Annotated in this window: 14 protein-coding genes; 7 read left to right on the forward strand and 7 right to left on the reverse strand. The window is 72.1% G+C overall.

Annotation, left to right across the window (positions count from 1 at the left end):
• The first annotated feature begins 86 nt into the window (after positions 1–86).
• Positions 87–728 (forward strand): SUKH-4 family immunity protein, encoded by a 642-nt coding sequence (locus NI25_RS24170; RefSeq protein WP_061444445.1) that lies wholly within the window; start codon positions 87–89, stop codon positions 726–728.
• Here NI25_RS24170 and NI25_RS24175 read toward each other — a convergent pair.
• Positions 682–1,086 (reverse strand): hypothetical protein, encoded by a 405-nt coding sequence (locus NI25_RS24175; protein WP_061444446.1) that lies wholly within the window; start codon positions 1,084–1,086, stop codon positions 682–684. The two genes, NI25_RS24170 and NI25_RS24175, sit on opposite strands and share 47 nt — an antisense overlap.
• A 225-nt stretch (positions 1,087–1,311) precedes the next feature.
• Between NI25_RS24175 and NI25_RS24180 the strand changes: the two genes are divergently transcribed.
• From NI25_RS24180 to NI25_RS24200, 5 genes are all read left to right on the forward strand, one after another.
• The gene (locus NI25_RS24180) at positions 1,312–2,790 is read left to right on the forward strand and encodes an MFS transporter (protein ID WP_061444447.1); all 1,479 of its coding nucleotides are present in this window, start codon (positions 1,312–1,314) and stop codon (positions 2,788–2,790) included.
• A 177-nt stretch (positions 2,791–2,967) separates the two neighbouring features.
• Positions 2,968–4,764: a DEAD/DEAH box helicase gene (locus tag NI25_RS24185; RefSeq protein ID WP_061444448.1), complete on the forward strand. Its 1,797-nt coding sequence runs from the start codon at positions 2,968–2,970 to the stop codon at positions 4,762–4,764.
• A gap of 296 nt (positions 4,765–5,060) precedes the next feature.
• Positions 5,061–5,720 carry an IclR family transcriptional regulator gene (locus NI25_RS24190; protein WP_061444449.1) on the forward strand — a complete coding sequence of 220 codons (660 nt, stop codon included), beginning with the start codon at positions 5,061–5,063 and terminating at the stop codon, positions 5,718–5,720.
• Positions 5,717–6,394 carry a hypothetical protein gene (locus NI25_RS24195; RefSeq protein ID WP_061444450.1) on the forward strand — a complete coding sequence of 226 codons (678 nt, stop codon included), beginning with the start codon at positions 5,717–5,719 and terminating at the stop codon, positions 6,392–6,394. Before NI25_RS24190 ends, NI25_RS24195 begins: the two co-directional genes overlap by 4 nt.
• A gap of 33 nt (positions 6,395–6,427) precedes the next feature.
• A complete protein-coding gene (locus tag NI25_RS24200) occupies positions 6,428–7,207 on the forward strand; it encodes a S16 family serine protease (protein ID WP_061444451.1) in 780 nt (259 codons plus the stop codon).
• Between the two features lie 17 nt (positions 7,208–7,224).
• Here the strand turns inward: NI25_RS24200 and NI25_RS24205 are convergent, their stop codons facing one another.
• From NI25_RS24205 to NI25_RS24225, 5 genes are read right to left on the reverse strand one after another with little or no spacing between them, the layout of a single operon-like run.
• The gene (locus tag NI25_RS24205) at positions 7,225–8,193 is read right to left on the reverse strand and encodes a glycine betaine ABC transporter substrate-binding protein (RefSeq protein WP_061444452.1); all 969 of its coding nucleotides are present in this window, start codon (positions 8,191–8,193) and stop codon (positions 7,225–7,227) included.
• Positions 8,190–9,074, reverse strand: coding sequence for an ABC transporter permease (locus tag NI25_RS24210; protein ID WP_061444453.1), 885 nt, complete (start codon positions 9,072–9,074; stop codon positions 8,190–8,192). The genes NI25_RS24205 and NI25_RS24210 overlap by 4 nt, the downstream gene beginning before the upstream one ends.
• The gene (locus NI25_RS24215; RefSeq protein ID WP_061444454.1) at positions 9,071–10,345 is read right to left on the reverse strand and encodes a betaine/proline/choline family ABC transporter ATP-binding protein; all 1,275 of its coding nucleotides are present in this window, start codon (positions 10,343–10,345) and stop codon (positions 9,071–9,073) included. The genes NI25_RS24210 and NI25_RS24215 overlap by 4 nt, the downstream gene beginning before the upstream one ends.
• Before the next feature lie 7 nt (positions 10,346–10,352).
• The gene (locus NI25_RS24220; protein ID WP_061444455.1) at positions 10,353–11,000 is read right to left on the reverse strand and encodes an ABC transporter permease; all 648 of its coding nucleotides are present in this window, start codon (positions 10,998–11,000) and stop codon (positions 10,353–10,355) included.
• Between the two features lie 34 nt (positions 11,001–11,034).
• Positions 11,035–11,532 carry an Lrp/AsnC family transcriptional regulator gene (locus tag NI25_RS24225; protein WP_061444456.1) on the reverse strand — a complete coding sequence of 166 codons (498 nt, stop codon included), beginning with the start codon at positions 11,530–11,532 and terminating at the stop codon, positions 11,035–11,037.
• Between the two features lie 133 nt (positions 11,533–11,665).
• On the opposite strand from NI25_RS24225, the gene hppD reads away from it, so the two are divergent.
• Positions 11,666–12,811, forward strand: a complete 1,146-nt coding sequence (hppD, locus tag NI25_RS24230; RefSeq protein ID WP_061444457.1) for a 4-hydroxyphenylpyruvate dioxygenase — start codon at positions 11,666–11,668, stop codon at positions 12,809–12,811.
• Between the two features lie 198 nt (positions 12,812–13,009).
• Here the strand turns inward: hppD and NI25_RS24235 are convergent, their stop codons facing one another.
• On the reverse strand, positions 13,010–14,452 hold the full coding sequence (locus NI25_RS24235; protein ID WP_420710758.1) for a tetratricopeptide repeat protein: 1,443 nt from the start codon (positions 14,450–14,452) through the stop codon (positions 13,010–13,012).
• Between the last annotated feature and the right edge of the window lie 49 nt (positions 14,453–14,501).

Here is a 14,501-nt window from a genome sequence, read left to right on the forward strand (position 1 = left end):
CATTGTCAGTGGCGGCACGTAGCCTCCGAAGGAGCGCGAACGGCAGCCGCCGGCACGCGGACGGCCAGACATTCCCGGGGGAGACGATGCACGCGGTCACCGGCGGTACGACGACGATGCGGGACGCGGCGGCGGACGTCCGGCCGCCGCTCCCCTCACTGCTGACCCGGGTCCGCCTCGCGACGTCCGTGGAGGACGGCGCCGTCCGCCGTTCCCCGGGCGGCTGCGACCGGCCGTCCCTGTGGAACACGTCGGCGCTGATGAGCTGCCTGCTCCTGACGGTGGGCCACGGCACGACGCCGGGCACCACCCCGGACCTGCCGGCCCGCTTCCTGGACCGCGAGTTCGGCCGCCGCGGGGTGACGCGCTTCGAGGACATCGACTTCCCGACGACCCTCACCCACGAGCCCACCCGCCGCTTCCTGCGCGAGACGGGCCTGCCCGAGAACGCCCGCCCCTTCCGCCTCGACGCGGACGACCTGCCGCTCCCGACGCTGGCGGAGTACGGCGAGGACCACCCCGAGCACCCGCTCCCGCCCGACGCGGACCGTTTCGTACGCCTGGGACGGCTGACGGGCGGCGCCCACGTGGTCGTCCACGGCGCGACGGGCGCCGTCCTCACCTGGAGAACCCCCGACGGCACCCTCCACCCCCTGGTGGCGGACACCTCCGCCCTCGCCCTCACCCTGTGGGCACTGCGCCGGGCGGCTTCTCTTCCTCGCGGCTGAGGGTCTGGAAGTTCCCGTCATCGGGATCGCCCACGCTGCGCCGCATCTTCGGATGCTCCTTCGAGCCGCCGAATTCCCACGGGTTGCCGTCGCAGACGGTGGTCGAAAACCGCTTCGCCGCCCCGTCGTCGGGGTACACGCCCCACTCGCCGGTGCCGCTGCACTCCGAGACCTTGTCGCCGTCGTGGTCGTACACGGCGAGGTCGGTCACGACAACGGTGCCATCGGCATTGACGCGAAGGGTTCCGGCATCGTCCCCGGACCAGGTGCCCGCGACGTCGGCCCGAGCCAGTGTCTGCTGCTGCCACATGCATCCCGTGGCCAGCATCAGCACCGCGACCGCGCCCGCCGAGACCACCCCGCGCAACCTCACCGCAGCGACTCGCCCTCGTTCCTCACACATGACTCCCCCTGTGTACGTCGCACCCGGCCGACTCGTGCGAGAGCGGCCGGCACAGACGATGGCATGGAATTTGAACATGTTCAACTCTGTCGGGCCGGACCGGTCGTACGACCAAGGTCCCGGTCCCGTACCGTCTCCCGACAGGGGTCAAAGCGGGTCGTGGCCCTTACTCTGGCGACCATGACCGTCCCTGAGTCCCGTGACACCGATGTCGCGGTCCCCGCCGAGTCCTCCGCCCGTACCGGCGGGTCCGCCGCTTCCGCCGTCCCCGGCGAGACCGTGCTGAGCCGCGCCTACCGGGCGCTGAGTATCGGCATCGTCTCCGTCATCGTGCTGATCGCCTTCGAGGCGACGGCGGTCGGTACCGCGATGCCGGTGGCGGCACGGGAGCTGGACGGGGTGTCGCTGTACGCGTTCGCGTTCTCGGGGTACTTCACCACCAGCCTGTTCGGCATGGTGCTGTCCGGTCAGTGGTCGGACCGGCGCGGCCCGCTGGCACCGCTGACGACCGGCATCGCCGCCTTCGCGGCCGGGCTGGTGCTGTCCGGGACGGCCGGGGCGATGTGGCCGTTCATCCTCGGGCGGGCCGTGCAGGGGCTCGGCGGCGGGCTCGTGATCGTCGCGCTGTACGTCGTCGTGGGGCGGGCCTACCCGGAGCGGCTGCGGCCCGCGATCATGGCGGCGTTCGCGGCGGGCTGGGTCGTCCCGTCCGTCGTCGGGCCGCTGGCCTCGGGTGCGGTGACCGAGCACCTCGGCTGGCGCTGGGTGTTCGTCGGCATCCCGGTGCTGGTCGTCGTCCCGCTGGCCCTCGCGCTGCCGCAGATACGCAGCCGCGCGGCGGGTCCGGTAGGGGGAGGGGACGCACCGGCCTCCTTCGACCGCCGCCGGATCCGCCTCGCCCTCGCCATCTCGCTGGGCGCGGGCCTGCTCCAGTACGCCGCCCAGGATCTGCGCCCGGTCGCCCTGCTGCCGGGAGCCGTGGGCGTGGCGCTGCTCGTGCCCGCCGTGCTCGGGTTGCTGCCGCGCGGCACCTACCGGGCGGCGCGCGGGCTGCCCTCCGTGGTGCTGCTGCGCGGGGTGGCCGCGGGGTCGTTCATCGCCGCCGAGTCCTTCGTCCCGCTGATGCTGGTCACCCAGCGGGGGCTCAGCCCCACCCTCGCCGGGCTCTCCCTGGCGGCGGGCGGCGCGACCTGGGCCGGGGGTTCGTGGTTGCAGTCCCGGCCGCGCCTGGAGCCGTACCGGGAGCGCCTGATGAGCCTCGGCATGGTGCTGGTCGCGGCGGCCGTCGCCACGGCGCCCAGTGTGCTGATCGACGCCGTACCGGCCTGGACGGTGGCCGTCGCCTGGGGCTTCGGCTGCTTCGGCATGGGGCTGGTGATCTCCTCCACCAGCGTGCTGCTGCTCAAGCTCTCCGCCCCCGAGGAGGCCGGTGCCAACTCCGCCGCCCTCCAGATCTCCGACGGGCTCTCCAACGTCGTCCTCCTGTCCGTCGGGGGCGCGGCCTTCGCGGCCCTCGGCGGCGGCACCGTCAGCCATGCGGCCGCCGGGGCCGGTGAGGCCACCGGTTCCCACCCGGCGGCGTTCGCGGCGGTGTTCCTGCCGATGGCGGCCGTGGCGCTGGCGGGGGCGTGGGTGGCGACGCGGCTGCGGGAGAAGTGAGCCGTGGCGGCGGCGCGGCTCACGCGGGGGTGAGCCGCGGTGCACGGACGGGGCGGTTGTGACGTCCGTCCCACCCGGGGGTGACCCGCCCCCGTGCGCGCGTTGATCGCCTCGGCCCGCCGGTAGGGTGGCCCGGTTGTCATACGTGGCCGAGCCGTTCTACCCCCTTCGGAGACCGTGACTACCACCGCCAGCTCCAGCACCTCGCACCACCTGTCCCCGGCCTTCCCCGGCCGTGCCCCCTGGGGCACCGCCGGCAAGCTGCGGGCCTGGCAGCAGGGGGCGATGGAGAAGTACCTCCAGGACCAGCCCCGGGACTTCCTGGCCGTCGCCACCCCCGGCGCCGGAAAGACGACCTTCGCGCTGACGCTGGCGTCCTGGCTGCTGCACCACCACGTCGTGCAGCAGGTGACCGTCGTCGCGCCGACCGAGCACCTGAAGAAGCAGTGGGCCGAGGCCGCCGCGCGGATAGGGATCAAGCTCGACCCCGAGTACAGCGCGGGCCCGCTCAGCCGCGAGTACCAGGGCATCGCCATCACCTACGCGGGCGTCGGCGTACGCCCCATGCTGCACCGCAACCGCGTCGAGCAGCGCAAGACCCTGGTCATCCTCGACGAGATCCACCACGCCGGTGACTCCAAGTCCTGGGGCGAGGCATGCCTGGAGGCGTTCGAGCCCGCCACCCGCCGCCTCGCGCTCACCGGCACGCCCTTCCGCTCGGACACCAACCCCATCCCCTTCGTCACGTACGAGGAGGGCAACGACGGCATCCGCCGCTCCGCCGCCGACTACACGTACGGGTACGGATCCGCGCTCGCCGACGGCGTCGTGCGTCCCGTCATCTTCATGAGCTACAGCGGCAACATGCGCTGGCGGACGAAGGCGGGCGACGAGATCGCGGCGCGGCTCGGCGAGCCGATGACCAAGGACGCCGTCAGCCAGGCCTGGCGCACCGCGCTGGACCCGCGCGGCGAGTGGATGCCGGCCGTGCTGCGCGCCGCCGACCAGCGGCTGACCGAGGTCAGGAAGGCCATCCCGGACGCCGGCGCGCTCGTCATCGCCGCCGACCAGGACTCGGCCCGCGCCTACGCCAAGCTGATCCGCGAGATCACCGGCGACAAGGCCACCGTGGTGCTGTCCGACGACGCGGGCGCCTCGAAGAACATCGACACGTTCAGCCGGGGCACCGACCGCTGGATGGTCGCCGTGCGCATGGTGTCCGAGGGCGTCGACGTCCCCCGCCTCGCGGTCGGCGTCTACGCCACCACCATCTCCACCCCGCTCTTCTTCGCCCAGGCCGTCGGCCGTTTCGTACGGTCCCGGCGGCGCGGCGAGACCGCCTCCGTCTTCCTCCCCACCGTCCCGGACCTGCTCACCTTCGCCAACGAGATGGAGCGCGAGCGCGACCACGTCCTCGACAAGCCCAAGAAGGAGGGCGAGGAGGACCCCTACGCCGAGTCCGAGAAGGAGATGGAGGAGGCGAACCGGGAGCAGGACGAGGACACCGGCGAGCAGGAGCAGTTCGCCTTCGAGGCGCTGGAGTCCGAGGCCACCTTCGACCGGGTCATGTACAACGGCGCCGAGTTCGGCATGCAGGCCCACCCGGGCAGCGAGGAGGAGCAGGACTACCTCGGCATCCCGGGTCTGCTGGAGCCCGACCAGGTGCAGTTGCTGCTGCAGAAGCGGCAGGCCCGGCAGATCGCGCACAGCCGCAAGAAGCCCGACGAAGAGGCCGACCTGCTCGAACTGCCCGCCGACCGCCGCCCCGTCGTCTCCCACAAGGAGCTGATGGAGCTGCGCAAGCAGCTCAACACCATGGTCGGCGCCTACGTCCACCAGAGCGGCAAGCCGCACGGCGTCATCCACACCGAGCTGCGCCGCGTGTGCGGCGGCCCGCCCAGCGCCGAGGCGACCGGCGGTCAGCTGCGCCAGCGCATCGCCAAGGTCCAGGAGTGGGCGACGCGCATGAAGTGACGCGGCGCGGCACCGGAGGCGTGCGCAGTACGTACCGGGACAAACACAGGCAGTCGATAACGGTTGGTGCCCGGATTCTGGACGGAGCCTTCCGCTGAGCGGACCTGGTCGTTACTGTCCCGCTACGCACACGCCCCGTGGCAGCGCCGCCGCGGAGCGCAGCCGTGAAAGCGACTGGGCCCGCGACAAGGCCGGGCCGTCAGCCGATCGGCGGCCTCTCCAGCGCGTCGCTGACGGGACTCGGTGACGCATCCCCGCGAAGAGGGCGCCGACCTCACCACTAAGGAGTGGGCGTCGTGACCGCGGAGACCTCTCAGACGCTCGACCGGGGACTGCGGGTCCTCAAACTGCTGGCCGATACGGACCACGGGCTGACCGTCACCGAGCTGTCCCACAAGCTGGGAGTGAACCGGACCGTCGTGTACCGGTTGCTCGCCACGCTGGAGCAGCACGCACTCGTACGCCGCGACCTGGGCGGACGCGCCCGCGTCGGCCTCGGCGTACTGGGCCTGGGCCGCCAGGTCCACCCCCTGGTCCGCGAGGCGGCGATGCCTGCCCTGCGGGCCCTGGCGGAGGACATCGGGGCGACGGCCCACCTGACCCTGGTGGACGGCGCCGAGGCCTTGGCCGTGGCCGTCGTCGAGCCGACCTGGACCGACTACCACGTCGCCTACCGCGCGGGCTTCCGCCACCCCCTGGAACGGGGTGCCGCAGGCAAGGCCATCCTGTCCGCCCGCCGCCAGCCCCAGCCCGCCGACGAGGACGAGAACGCCCCCGGCTACACCCTCACCCACGGCGAACTGGAGGCCGGCGCCTGTGGCGCGGCGGCCCCCCTGCTCGGCGTCACCGGCGTGGAGGGCAGCGTCGGCGTGGTCATGCTGGCCGACGTCGTCCCGGAGCGCGTCGGCGAACGCGTGATGCACGCGGCCCGCGAGGTGGCGGAGGCGCTGCGGTGACGTTCCGTGCACCGGGTACGGGGAACATCGCCGGCCGGACCCCGCTGCACGAGGTCATGGCGCGGTTGCGCGGGCACCGGCCGGTCTTCCACTCCGAGGCCGACCTTCAGCACGGTTTCGCCCGGGTGCTGTGGGAGCTGGCACCGGAGGTCGAGGCCCGGCTCGAGGTCCCCCAGCGGACCGCGGGGAGAGCCGAGTACCTGGATCTCCTGTGCATCGGGCCGACGGCCCGAACCGCGGTGGAGTTCAAGTACTTCACCCGGGGCTGGACCGGCACGGCCGGCACACCGGCCGAGGAGTACGTTCTGAAGGAGCACGGGGCCACCGACCTCGCTCGTCTGCATTTCGTGCGTGACATCGCCAGGCTGGAGCGGTTCTGCGGACAGTCCGAGCAGGACGGCCTCGCGCTCATGCTGACGAACGAGCCGTCCCTGTGGACGCCACCGCCCCCCGGCCGTCGACGCACCCGGGATCACGAGTTCAGGATCCACGAGGGACGTGAGCTCGCCGGAACGCTCCGCTGGGCCGAGGGGGCGTACGAGCCGAACACCTGCACCCTGACGGGCGCCTACCCTCTCGCCTGGGAGGCGTACTCCGGACAGGGCGGGCCCGGCGGAGAGTTCCGCTGGCTGGCGGTGTACGTGAACCAGCGGGGTGCCGCAGGAGACGGCTGAGCCGCGCCATCAGCGGCACGTTAGATTGACCCCGTGCTCTCTCGTCTCACGCGTCCCCAGTTTCTCGCCGTCTGCGGTGTGCCCGTCGTCGCGCTGCTCGCGGCCGCCGTGTTCGCGCCGTTGCCGTTCTCCGTGGCGCAGCCGGGGCTGACGGCCGACGTGCTGGGCAAGAACCGGGGGGACGAGGTGATCACGATCAGCGGCGCGCCGACGCACGACACCAGCGGGCAGCTGCGGATGACCACGATCGAGGCGACCGGGCCGGACGCGAGCATTCACCTCGGGGACGTGCTCAGCAGCTGGTTCGACACCGACCGGGCCGTGATGCCGCGCGACGCCGTCTACCCGAGCGGCGACGACGTGAGCGAGATCGAGGAGTACAACCAGGAGCAGATGAAGGAGTCCCAGGACTCGGCGACCGCGGCCGCGCTCGGGTACCTCGGGATGGACCGGGACGACGTCGACGTGCAGTTGCGGCTCGAGGACGTCGGCGGGCCCAGCGCCGGGCTGCTGTTCTCGCTCGGCATCGTGGACAAGCTCGGCGCCGGGGACCTGACCGGGGGCAGGGTCGTCGCCGGGACCGGGACCATCACCGACGACGGCAAGGTGGGCGCCGTCGGCGGGGTGCCGCTCAAGACCCAGGCCGCCCGGCGGGACGGGGCCACCGTCTTCCTGGTGCCCGAGGCGGAGTGCTCCGACGCGCAGGCCGAGCTGCCGAAGGGGCTGCGGCTGATCCCGGTCACCACCCTCAAGGGCGCGGTCGACTCGCTGAAGGCGCTGGAGAGCGGGAAGGGCGGCGTTCCCGCCTGCTGACGGCCGGGAACAACCCCTCAGCCCTCCTTCACGAAGCCCTTCTCCTTCATCCAGTCCAGCGCCACCTGGTGCGGGTCCTCGCCGTCCACGTCGACCTTCGCGTTCAGGGTCTGCGCCACGTCGTTGGTCAGCGCCTTGGTGACCGGGTCGAGGACGGACGCGATCGCCGGCCACTTCTTCAGGGTGGCCGTGCGGACCATCGGCGCCGCGTTGTAGTTCGGGAAGAACTTCTTGTCGTCCTCCATCACCACCAGGTTCATGGACTTGATCCGCCCGTCGGTGGTGTACACCTCGCCGTACGTACAGGCGCCCTTCGCGGTCTGCGTGTAGATGATGCCGGTGTCCATCTGCGTGATGTTCCCGGCGGGCAGCGACATGCCGTACGCCTTCTCCAGGCCCGGCAGGCCGTCCGCGCGGTTGGCGAACTCGCCCTCCACGCACAGCGTCACCGCGCCGGGGTCGGACTTCGCCAGCTCCGCCACCTGCGACAGGGTCTTCGTGCCGTACCTCTTGTAGTTGGCCTGGTTCATCGCCAGCGCGTACGTGTTGTTCAGGCGGGCCGGCGGCAGCCACGTCAGCCCCTTCTTCGCGTCGGCCTCCTTCACCGCCTTCCACTGCTGCTCCGGGTCCGGGATCGGCTTGCTGTTGCCCAGGTACGTGATCCACGCGGTGCCCGTGTACTCGTACGTGGCGTCGGCGTCGCCGTTCTCCACCGCGGCGCGGGTGCCGACCGAGCCCTGGATGCCGGTGCGGTCGAGCACCTCCGCGCCGGCCGCCTCGAAGGCGATGCCCATGATCGCGCCCAGGATCAGCTGCTCCGTGAACTCCTTCGAGGTGACCGTGAGACCGGCCCCTTCCAACGGCTTCCCCTTGCCGATGGTGCCCGGCTCCACGTCGTCGACCATCGGGGAGCCGCTGGTCAGCCCGCAGCCGGCGGGGGCCGCGAGGAGTACCGCGGCCAGGGTCCAGCAGACGCGTCGCCTCATGTGCCCACCTCCAGCCCCCGCGGCCGCAGCAGCAGTTCCGCCAGCGAGGCCAGCCAGTCCACCAGCAGCGCCAGGGCCACGGTGAGGATCGATCCCAGGACCAGCACCGGCATCCGCTGGCTGGTGATGCCGGTGGTGATCAGCACGCCCAGGCCGCCGCCGCCGCCGAAGGTCGCGAGCGTCGCCGTACCGACGTTCAGGACGAGGGCCGTGCGCACCCCGGCCAGGATGAGCGGGACGGCGAGCGGGAGCTCCACCCGGGTCAGGACGCCCAGCGGGGACATGCCGATGCCGCGGGCCGCCTCCAGGAGCGTCGGGTCGTTCGCCTTCAGGCCGGCGATGGTGTTGGAGAGCACGGGCAGGACGGCGTAGATGATGATGCCGATCAGGGCGGCCCGGCGGCCGATGCCCAGCCAGATCACCAGCAGCGCCAGCAGACCGATCGCCGGCGTCGCCTGGCCCATGTTGGCGAACGCCATCGCGAACGGGGTGGCCTTCCGGAACATCCGCCGGGTGAGCAGGATGCCCAGCGGGATCGCGATGATCAGCACGAAGAAGGTGGAGATCACCGTGAGCTGGACGTGCTGCCACAGGGCCTTGGTCACCTGTCCGTTGCCGAGCGCGTTCCGGCTGAGCGCGTCCAGGTCCGCCTGCCGGTACCACAGCCAGGTCGCCAGCAGTACGGCGATCAGGACGACGGGCAGGAAGGTCAGCTTGCGCCAGCCGACCCGGGGGCCCTCCGGCGCCGGGGGCGGCGGGGAAGCCCCGGCCTCCTCCTCGTCCTCGCCCGCACCGGCGCCCTCGTCGCGGAAGGCGAGCCCCCTGACCTCGTGCTCGCCGTCGGGACGCCGGCCGGGCACGGGCCGGGAGGAGCCGCTCACGCGCGGCCTCCGACCCCGCCGAAGCCCTCCTGCTCGCTGTGCGTCTGGGTGGCCCGGGTCTCCTCCAGGTCGTGCTGGTGCTCCAGTGCGTCGAGCCGGTCGGCCTCCAGCAGCTCGTGCACGGAGTTCATCAGCGTCTCCATGTCCACGACGCCCTCGTACGCGCCGCGCCGCCCGGTGACCGCGACCCGCCCCGCGTTGTCGGTGAGCACCGCCTCCAGCGCGTCCCGCAGCGTGGCGTCCCGGGTCACCGTGTCGTGGACCAGCGTCCCGGCCCGCGCCAGCGAACCCTTGGCCCGCATCAGGTCGCCGCGCCGCAGCCACTTGTAGGGGCGCCCGCGCCGGTCCAGGAGCAGGATCTCGTTGCTGCCCGACTCCCGCAGCCGGTCGAAGATGTGCTGGAGCGGGTCCTCCACCGTCACCGTCGGGTAGTCGGTGATGCCGACGTCCCGCACCCGGGTCAGGTTCAGCCGCTTGAGGGCCGCGCCCGCGCCCACGAAGCCGGAGACGAAGTCGTCCGCCGGGTTGGTCAGGATCGCCTCCGGGGTGTCGAACTGCGCGATGTGCGAGCGCTCGCGCAGCACCGCGATCCGGTCGCCGATCTTGATCGCCTCGTCGAAGTCGTGGGTGACGAAGACGATCGTCTTGTGCAGCTCCCGCTGGAGGCGGATCAGCTCGTCCTGGAGGTGGTCCCGGGTGATCGGGTCGACCGCGCCGAACGGCTCGTCCATCAGCAGCACCGGCGGATCGGCAGCCAGCGCCCGCGCCACGCCCACCCGCTGCTGCTGGCCGCCGGACAGCTGGCGCGGATAGCGGCCGTGGAACTCCCCGGCGTCCAGGCCGACCAGGTCCAGCATCTCCTCCACCCGGGACCTGATCCTGGCCTTGGACCAGCCGATCATCCTCGGCACCAGCGCGATGTTCTGGGCGACGGTCATGTGCGGGAAGAGACCGGAGGACTGGATCGCGTAGCCGACCTTGCGGCGCAGCTTCACCCCGTCGATGTCGGTGACGTCCTCGCCGTTGATGCGGATGCGCCCGCCGCTGGGCTCGATCAGCCGGTTGATCATCTTCAGGGTGGTGGACTTCCCGCAGCCGGAGGGGCCGACGAAGACGACCGTCTCCCCGGCCTTGATCTCCATCGACACGTTCTCGACGGCGGGCTGCGGATTGCCGGGGTAGCGCTTGGTGAGGGACTCCAGCTCGATGGTCGCACCGGTGGCGCTGTCCGGCGCCTCGCCGCGGCCGTCGTCGGAAACGGAGCCGGACACGGATGTCTCAGACACGGATCCCCCTCGGAATGGTCAGCCGTCCCAGCAGCACGTACGCCGCGTCGAACAGCAGGGCCAGGACGATGATGCCGAGCGTGCCCGCGAGGACCTGGTTGAGCGCGTTCTTGCTGCCCAGCGAGGCGATCCCGCGGAAGATCTCGTTGCCGAGGCCCGGCCCGGAGGCGTAGGCGGCGATCGCCGCGATGCCCATCAGCATCTGCGTGGAGACCCGGATGCCGGTCAGGATCGGCGGCCAGGCCAGCGGCAGCTCCACCCGCAGCAGCCGCGCCGGGCGCGACATCCCGATGCCCTTCGCGGCGTCCACCAGCGCCGGGTCGACCCCGCGCAGGCCCACGATCGAGTTCCGCACGATCGGCAGCAGCCCGTACAGGGTCAGCGCCGTCACCGTCGGCGGCACACCGAGCCCCACGATCGGGATGAGCAGACCGATCATGGCCAGCGACGGGATGGTGAGGATCGTCGACGTGGACAGGGTCGCCAGGTTCCCCGCCCACTCGCTGCGGTAGGTGACGACACCGATCAGCACCCCGAGCAGGGTCGCCACCACCATGCACTGGAAGACGGCGCTGGCGTGCTGGGAGGCGTCGGCGAGCAGTTGCTGGTGGCGATCGCCCAGGTAGTCCCAGAAGTTCACGTCCGCTCACCTCCGGGATCGGGCCGGCCCGGCCTCAGTCGTGTCTGTCGCTGTCCGCCGCCGCCTGCTCCACCAGCGGGATGATCCGCAGCGGAACCGGGTTCTCCATGACGATCGCCGTGGCGGCCCGGACGATGCCATCAAAACCGACAACCCGGTCGATCACCCGCTGGAGATCGGCGTTCGAGCGGGCCACCAGGCGGCACAGCATGTCCCCGGTACCGGTCGTGGTGTGCAGCTCCAGAACCTCCGGAACCGTCGCCAAGTGCGCCCGTACGTCTGCCCCTTGGCCCTGCCGGATCTCCAGCGTGGCGAACGCGGTCACCGGGTAGCCGAGGGCCGCCGGGTCCACTTCCGGACCGAAGCCGCGTATGACTCCGTTCGACTGAAGCCGGTCGAGCCGCGCCTGGGCGGTGCCGCGCGCCACGCCCAGCCGCCGGGACATCTCCAGCACCCCGATCCGCGGCTCCCGCGCCAGCAGGCCGATGATCCGCCCGTCCAGCCGGTCGATCCCCTTGCCCGAACCCGCCACACCCCTCACCCCTCACCCTCCTGGCTGGTCATCCTGTACACATCGCCCGCCATCACCGGCGAACCACTGGTCAGGTTGCCCAGTGAAAACGCAAACTATTGCGCACCTTGCGGAGGCGGGAGAACCTGCGGCTATGACGCAGACCACACACCACACTCCCGACACCGCCCGGCAGGCCGACCCCTTCCCGGTCAAGGGAATGGACGCGGTCGTCTTCGCCGTGGGCAACGCCAAGCAGGCCGCGCACTACTACTCCACCGCCTTCGGCATGAAGCTGGTCGCCTACTCCGGACCGGAGAACGGCAGCCGCGAGACCGCGAGCTACGTCCTGGAGAGCGGCTCCGCCCGCTTCGTGTTCACCTCGGTGATCAAGCCCGCGACCGACTGGGGCACCTTCCTCGCCCAGCACGTGGCCGAGCACGGCGACGGCGTCGTCGACCTCGCCATCGAGGTCCCGGACGCGCGCGCCGCCCACGCCTACGCCGTCGAGCACGGCGCCCGCTCGCTCGCCGAGCCGCACGAGGTCAAGGACGAGCACGGCACCGTCGTCCTCGCCGCCATCGCCACCTACGGCGAGACCCGGCACACCCTCGTCGAGCGCACCGGCTACGACGGCCCGTACCTGCCCGGGTACGTCGCCGCCAAGCCGATGGTCGCCCCGCCGGAGCAGCGCGTCTTCCAGGCCGTGGACCACTGCGTCGGCAACGTCGAACTCGGCCGCATGAACGAGTGGGTCGGCTTCTACAACAAGGTCATGGGCTTCACGAACATGAAGGAGTTCGTGGGCGACGACATCGCCACCGAGTACAGCGCGCTGATGTCCAAGGTGGTCGCGGACGGCACCCTCAAGGTCAAGTTCCCGATCAACGAGCCCGCCATCGCCAAGAAGAAGTCCCAGATCGACGAGTACCTGGAGTTCTACGGCGGCGCCGGCGTCCAGCACATCGCGCTGAACACCAACGACATCGTGGCGACCGTCCGCGCGATGAGGGCGGCGGGCGTCGAGTTCCTCGACACCCCCGACTCGTACTACGACACGCTCGGCGAGTGGGCCGGCGAGACCCGGGTGCCGGTCGACGTCCTGCGCGAGCTGAAGATCCTCGTCGACCGCGACGAGGACGGCTACCTGCTGCAGATCTTCACCAAGCCGGTCCAGGACCGGCCGACCGTCTTCTTCGAGATGATCGAACGCCACGGCTCCATGGGCTTCGGCAAGGGCAACTTCAAGGCCCTGTTCGAGGCGATCGAGCGCGAGCAGGAGAAGCGCGGCAACCTCTGATCCAGCGTGGGTTAGGGCCTGTCCGGCGGATCAGGTCGCAGGACAGGCACGGCACCTCGTCGACGCCGGTGAGCGGGGCCTGGTGCGTGCAGCCGCAAGGCGGAGGAGGGCGTCGACGCGGAGCGTCGGCAACCGACGACAACGCCGCGGACGCGCGTGCCGGGCCCCGCGTCCGGGGCATGATCCGCCGGACAGGCCCTAGTCGGGCGGTCCCTCCAGCGGGGGCTCGCCCAGCTCCGTCAGCGCCCGCTTCGCCTCGGGGGCCCGCAGCGGCGAGAAGTACGGGTTGATCGTCAGCGCCTCCCGCAGATGCCGCCGCGCGGGCCCCGACCGCCCCAGCTCCTGCTCGATCACGCCCCGGTGGAACACGTACAGCGCGCTGCGCACCCCGCCGCCCTTGTCGCCGTCGGTCGCGATCGTCGCGAACTCCAGCGCCTTCTCGTCCTCACCGGTGCGGTGCAGCGCCCAGCCCAGCGCGTCGGCGACCGCGATCCCCGGCTGCCGTCCCCACTCCGCCCGCAGCAGACGCACCGCCTCGGCCGGATCACCGTGGTCCGCCTCCAGCCGCCCCAGCATCAGCGCCTCGTCCGCCCCGGCCTCCTCGGCGCCCCGCGCCCGCTCCCGCAGCAGGTCGTACTCCACCCGCGCGGCCTGCCCGAGGCCCAGCGATTCGTACAGCTCGCCCAGCTCCAGCGCGTACTCGGGACCGGGCCGCTTGGCCAGTGCCGCCTGGTACGCCGACAGCGCCTCGGTCGTCCGGCCCAGCGCCGCCAGCGCCCGGCCCTGGCCGGCCTGCGCGGCCCGCTGGTCCGGGTCGGTGCGCAGCGCCTCCTGGAAGAACCGCAGCGCCTCCTCGCGGTCCCCGCGCTCGAACGCCAGCCGCCCGGCCTGCTCCAGGTACGCCGCCCGCTCGGCCGGTGCCTCCGCCTTCGCCGCCGCGTCCGAGATGCGCGCCGCCGCGTCCTCCCGCCAGCCCCGGTTGCGGTAGACGGCGGCGGCCAGCGCGCTCACGGCGGGGGTCTCCGGCCGCAGCTCCATCACCTTGTCCAGGGCCCGGCCCACGCCCTTGTCGTCGCCGAGCCCCGTGTACGCGTGGATCAGCACGGCGTGCGCCGTCCACCGCTTCGGCGCCGCCTTCACCGCGCTCTCCCCCCACTTCTTCGCCGCCGGGAAGTCGCGGCGCGCCACCGCCAGCGCCGCCAGCCCCTCCAGGGCCTGAGGGTTGCGCTCGGGCCCCGTCTTCAGCGAGGTGCGCAGCGCCTTCTCGGCCTTCGGCCAGTTCGCGCCGTCCGCCGTCCGGCGGCCCTGCTCGACGTAGGCCGCGCCGAGCACCGCCCACGACGCCCCGTCCAGCGGATGCGCCCGCAGATGGGTCTCCCGGTCGCCGATCAGCGCCGCCAGGTCGGGCAGCGCGGCGGGCACACCCGTGGTGACCGCGCCCCGCGCGAGCGCCGCGGGCCCCGGTGCGGGCGGGGGAGCGTCACGCCCGTCCCAGGGCGCCGACAGCACCAGGACCCCGCCGAGTACGGCGGCCCCGGCGACGCAGGCGATCAGCGCGCGGCGCCCGCGGCGCGGCCGTCGCCCGCCTCCGGTCCGTCCCCGCGTGGCGTCCATGCCGTCCATGGCGTTCGTGCCGTTCATGGCGCTCACTGTGCGCCAATACGACGAGCACACCGGGCAGGCTACGGGT

It is taken from the genome of Streptomyces sp. CCM_MD2014 (assembly GCF_000772045.1).
GTDB lineage: Bacteria > Actinomycetota > Actinomycetes > Streptomycetales > Streptomycetaceae > Streptomyces > Streptomyces salinarius.

Coding starts and splice junctions, on each gene's coding strand:
- NI25_RS24180 (WP_061444447.1), top strand. CDS start 1,312: ATGACCGTCCCTGAGTCCCGTGACACCGATGTCGCGGTCCCCGCCGAG.
- NI25_RS24205 (WP_061444452.1), bottom strand. CDS start 8,193: ATGAGGCGACGCGTCTGCTGGACCCTGGCCGCGGTACTCCTCGCGGCC.
- NI25_RS24170 (WP_061444445.1), top strand. CDS start 87: ATGCACGCGGTCACCGGCGGTACGACGACGATGCGGGACGCGGCGGCG.
- hppD (WP_061444457.1), top strand. CDS start 11,666: ATGACGCAGACCACACACCACACTCCCGACACCGCCCGGCAGGCCGAC.
- NI25_RS24235 (WP_420710758.1), bottom strand. CDS start 14,452: ATGAACGGCACGAACGCCATGGACGGCATGGACGCCACGCGGGGACGG.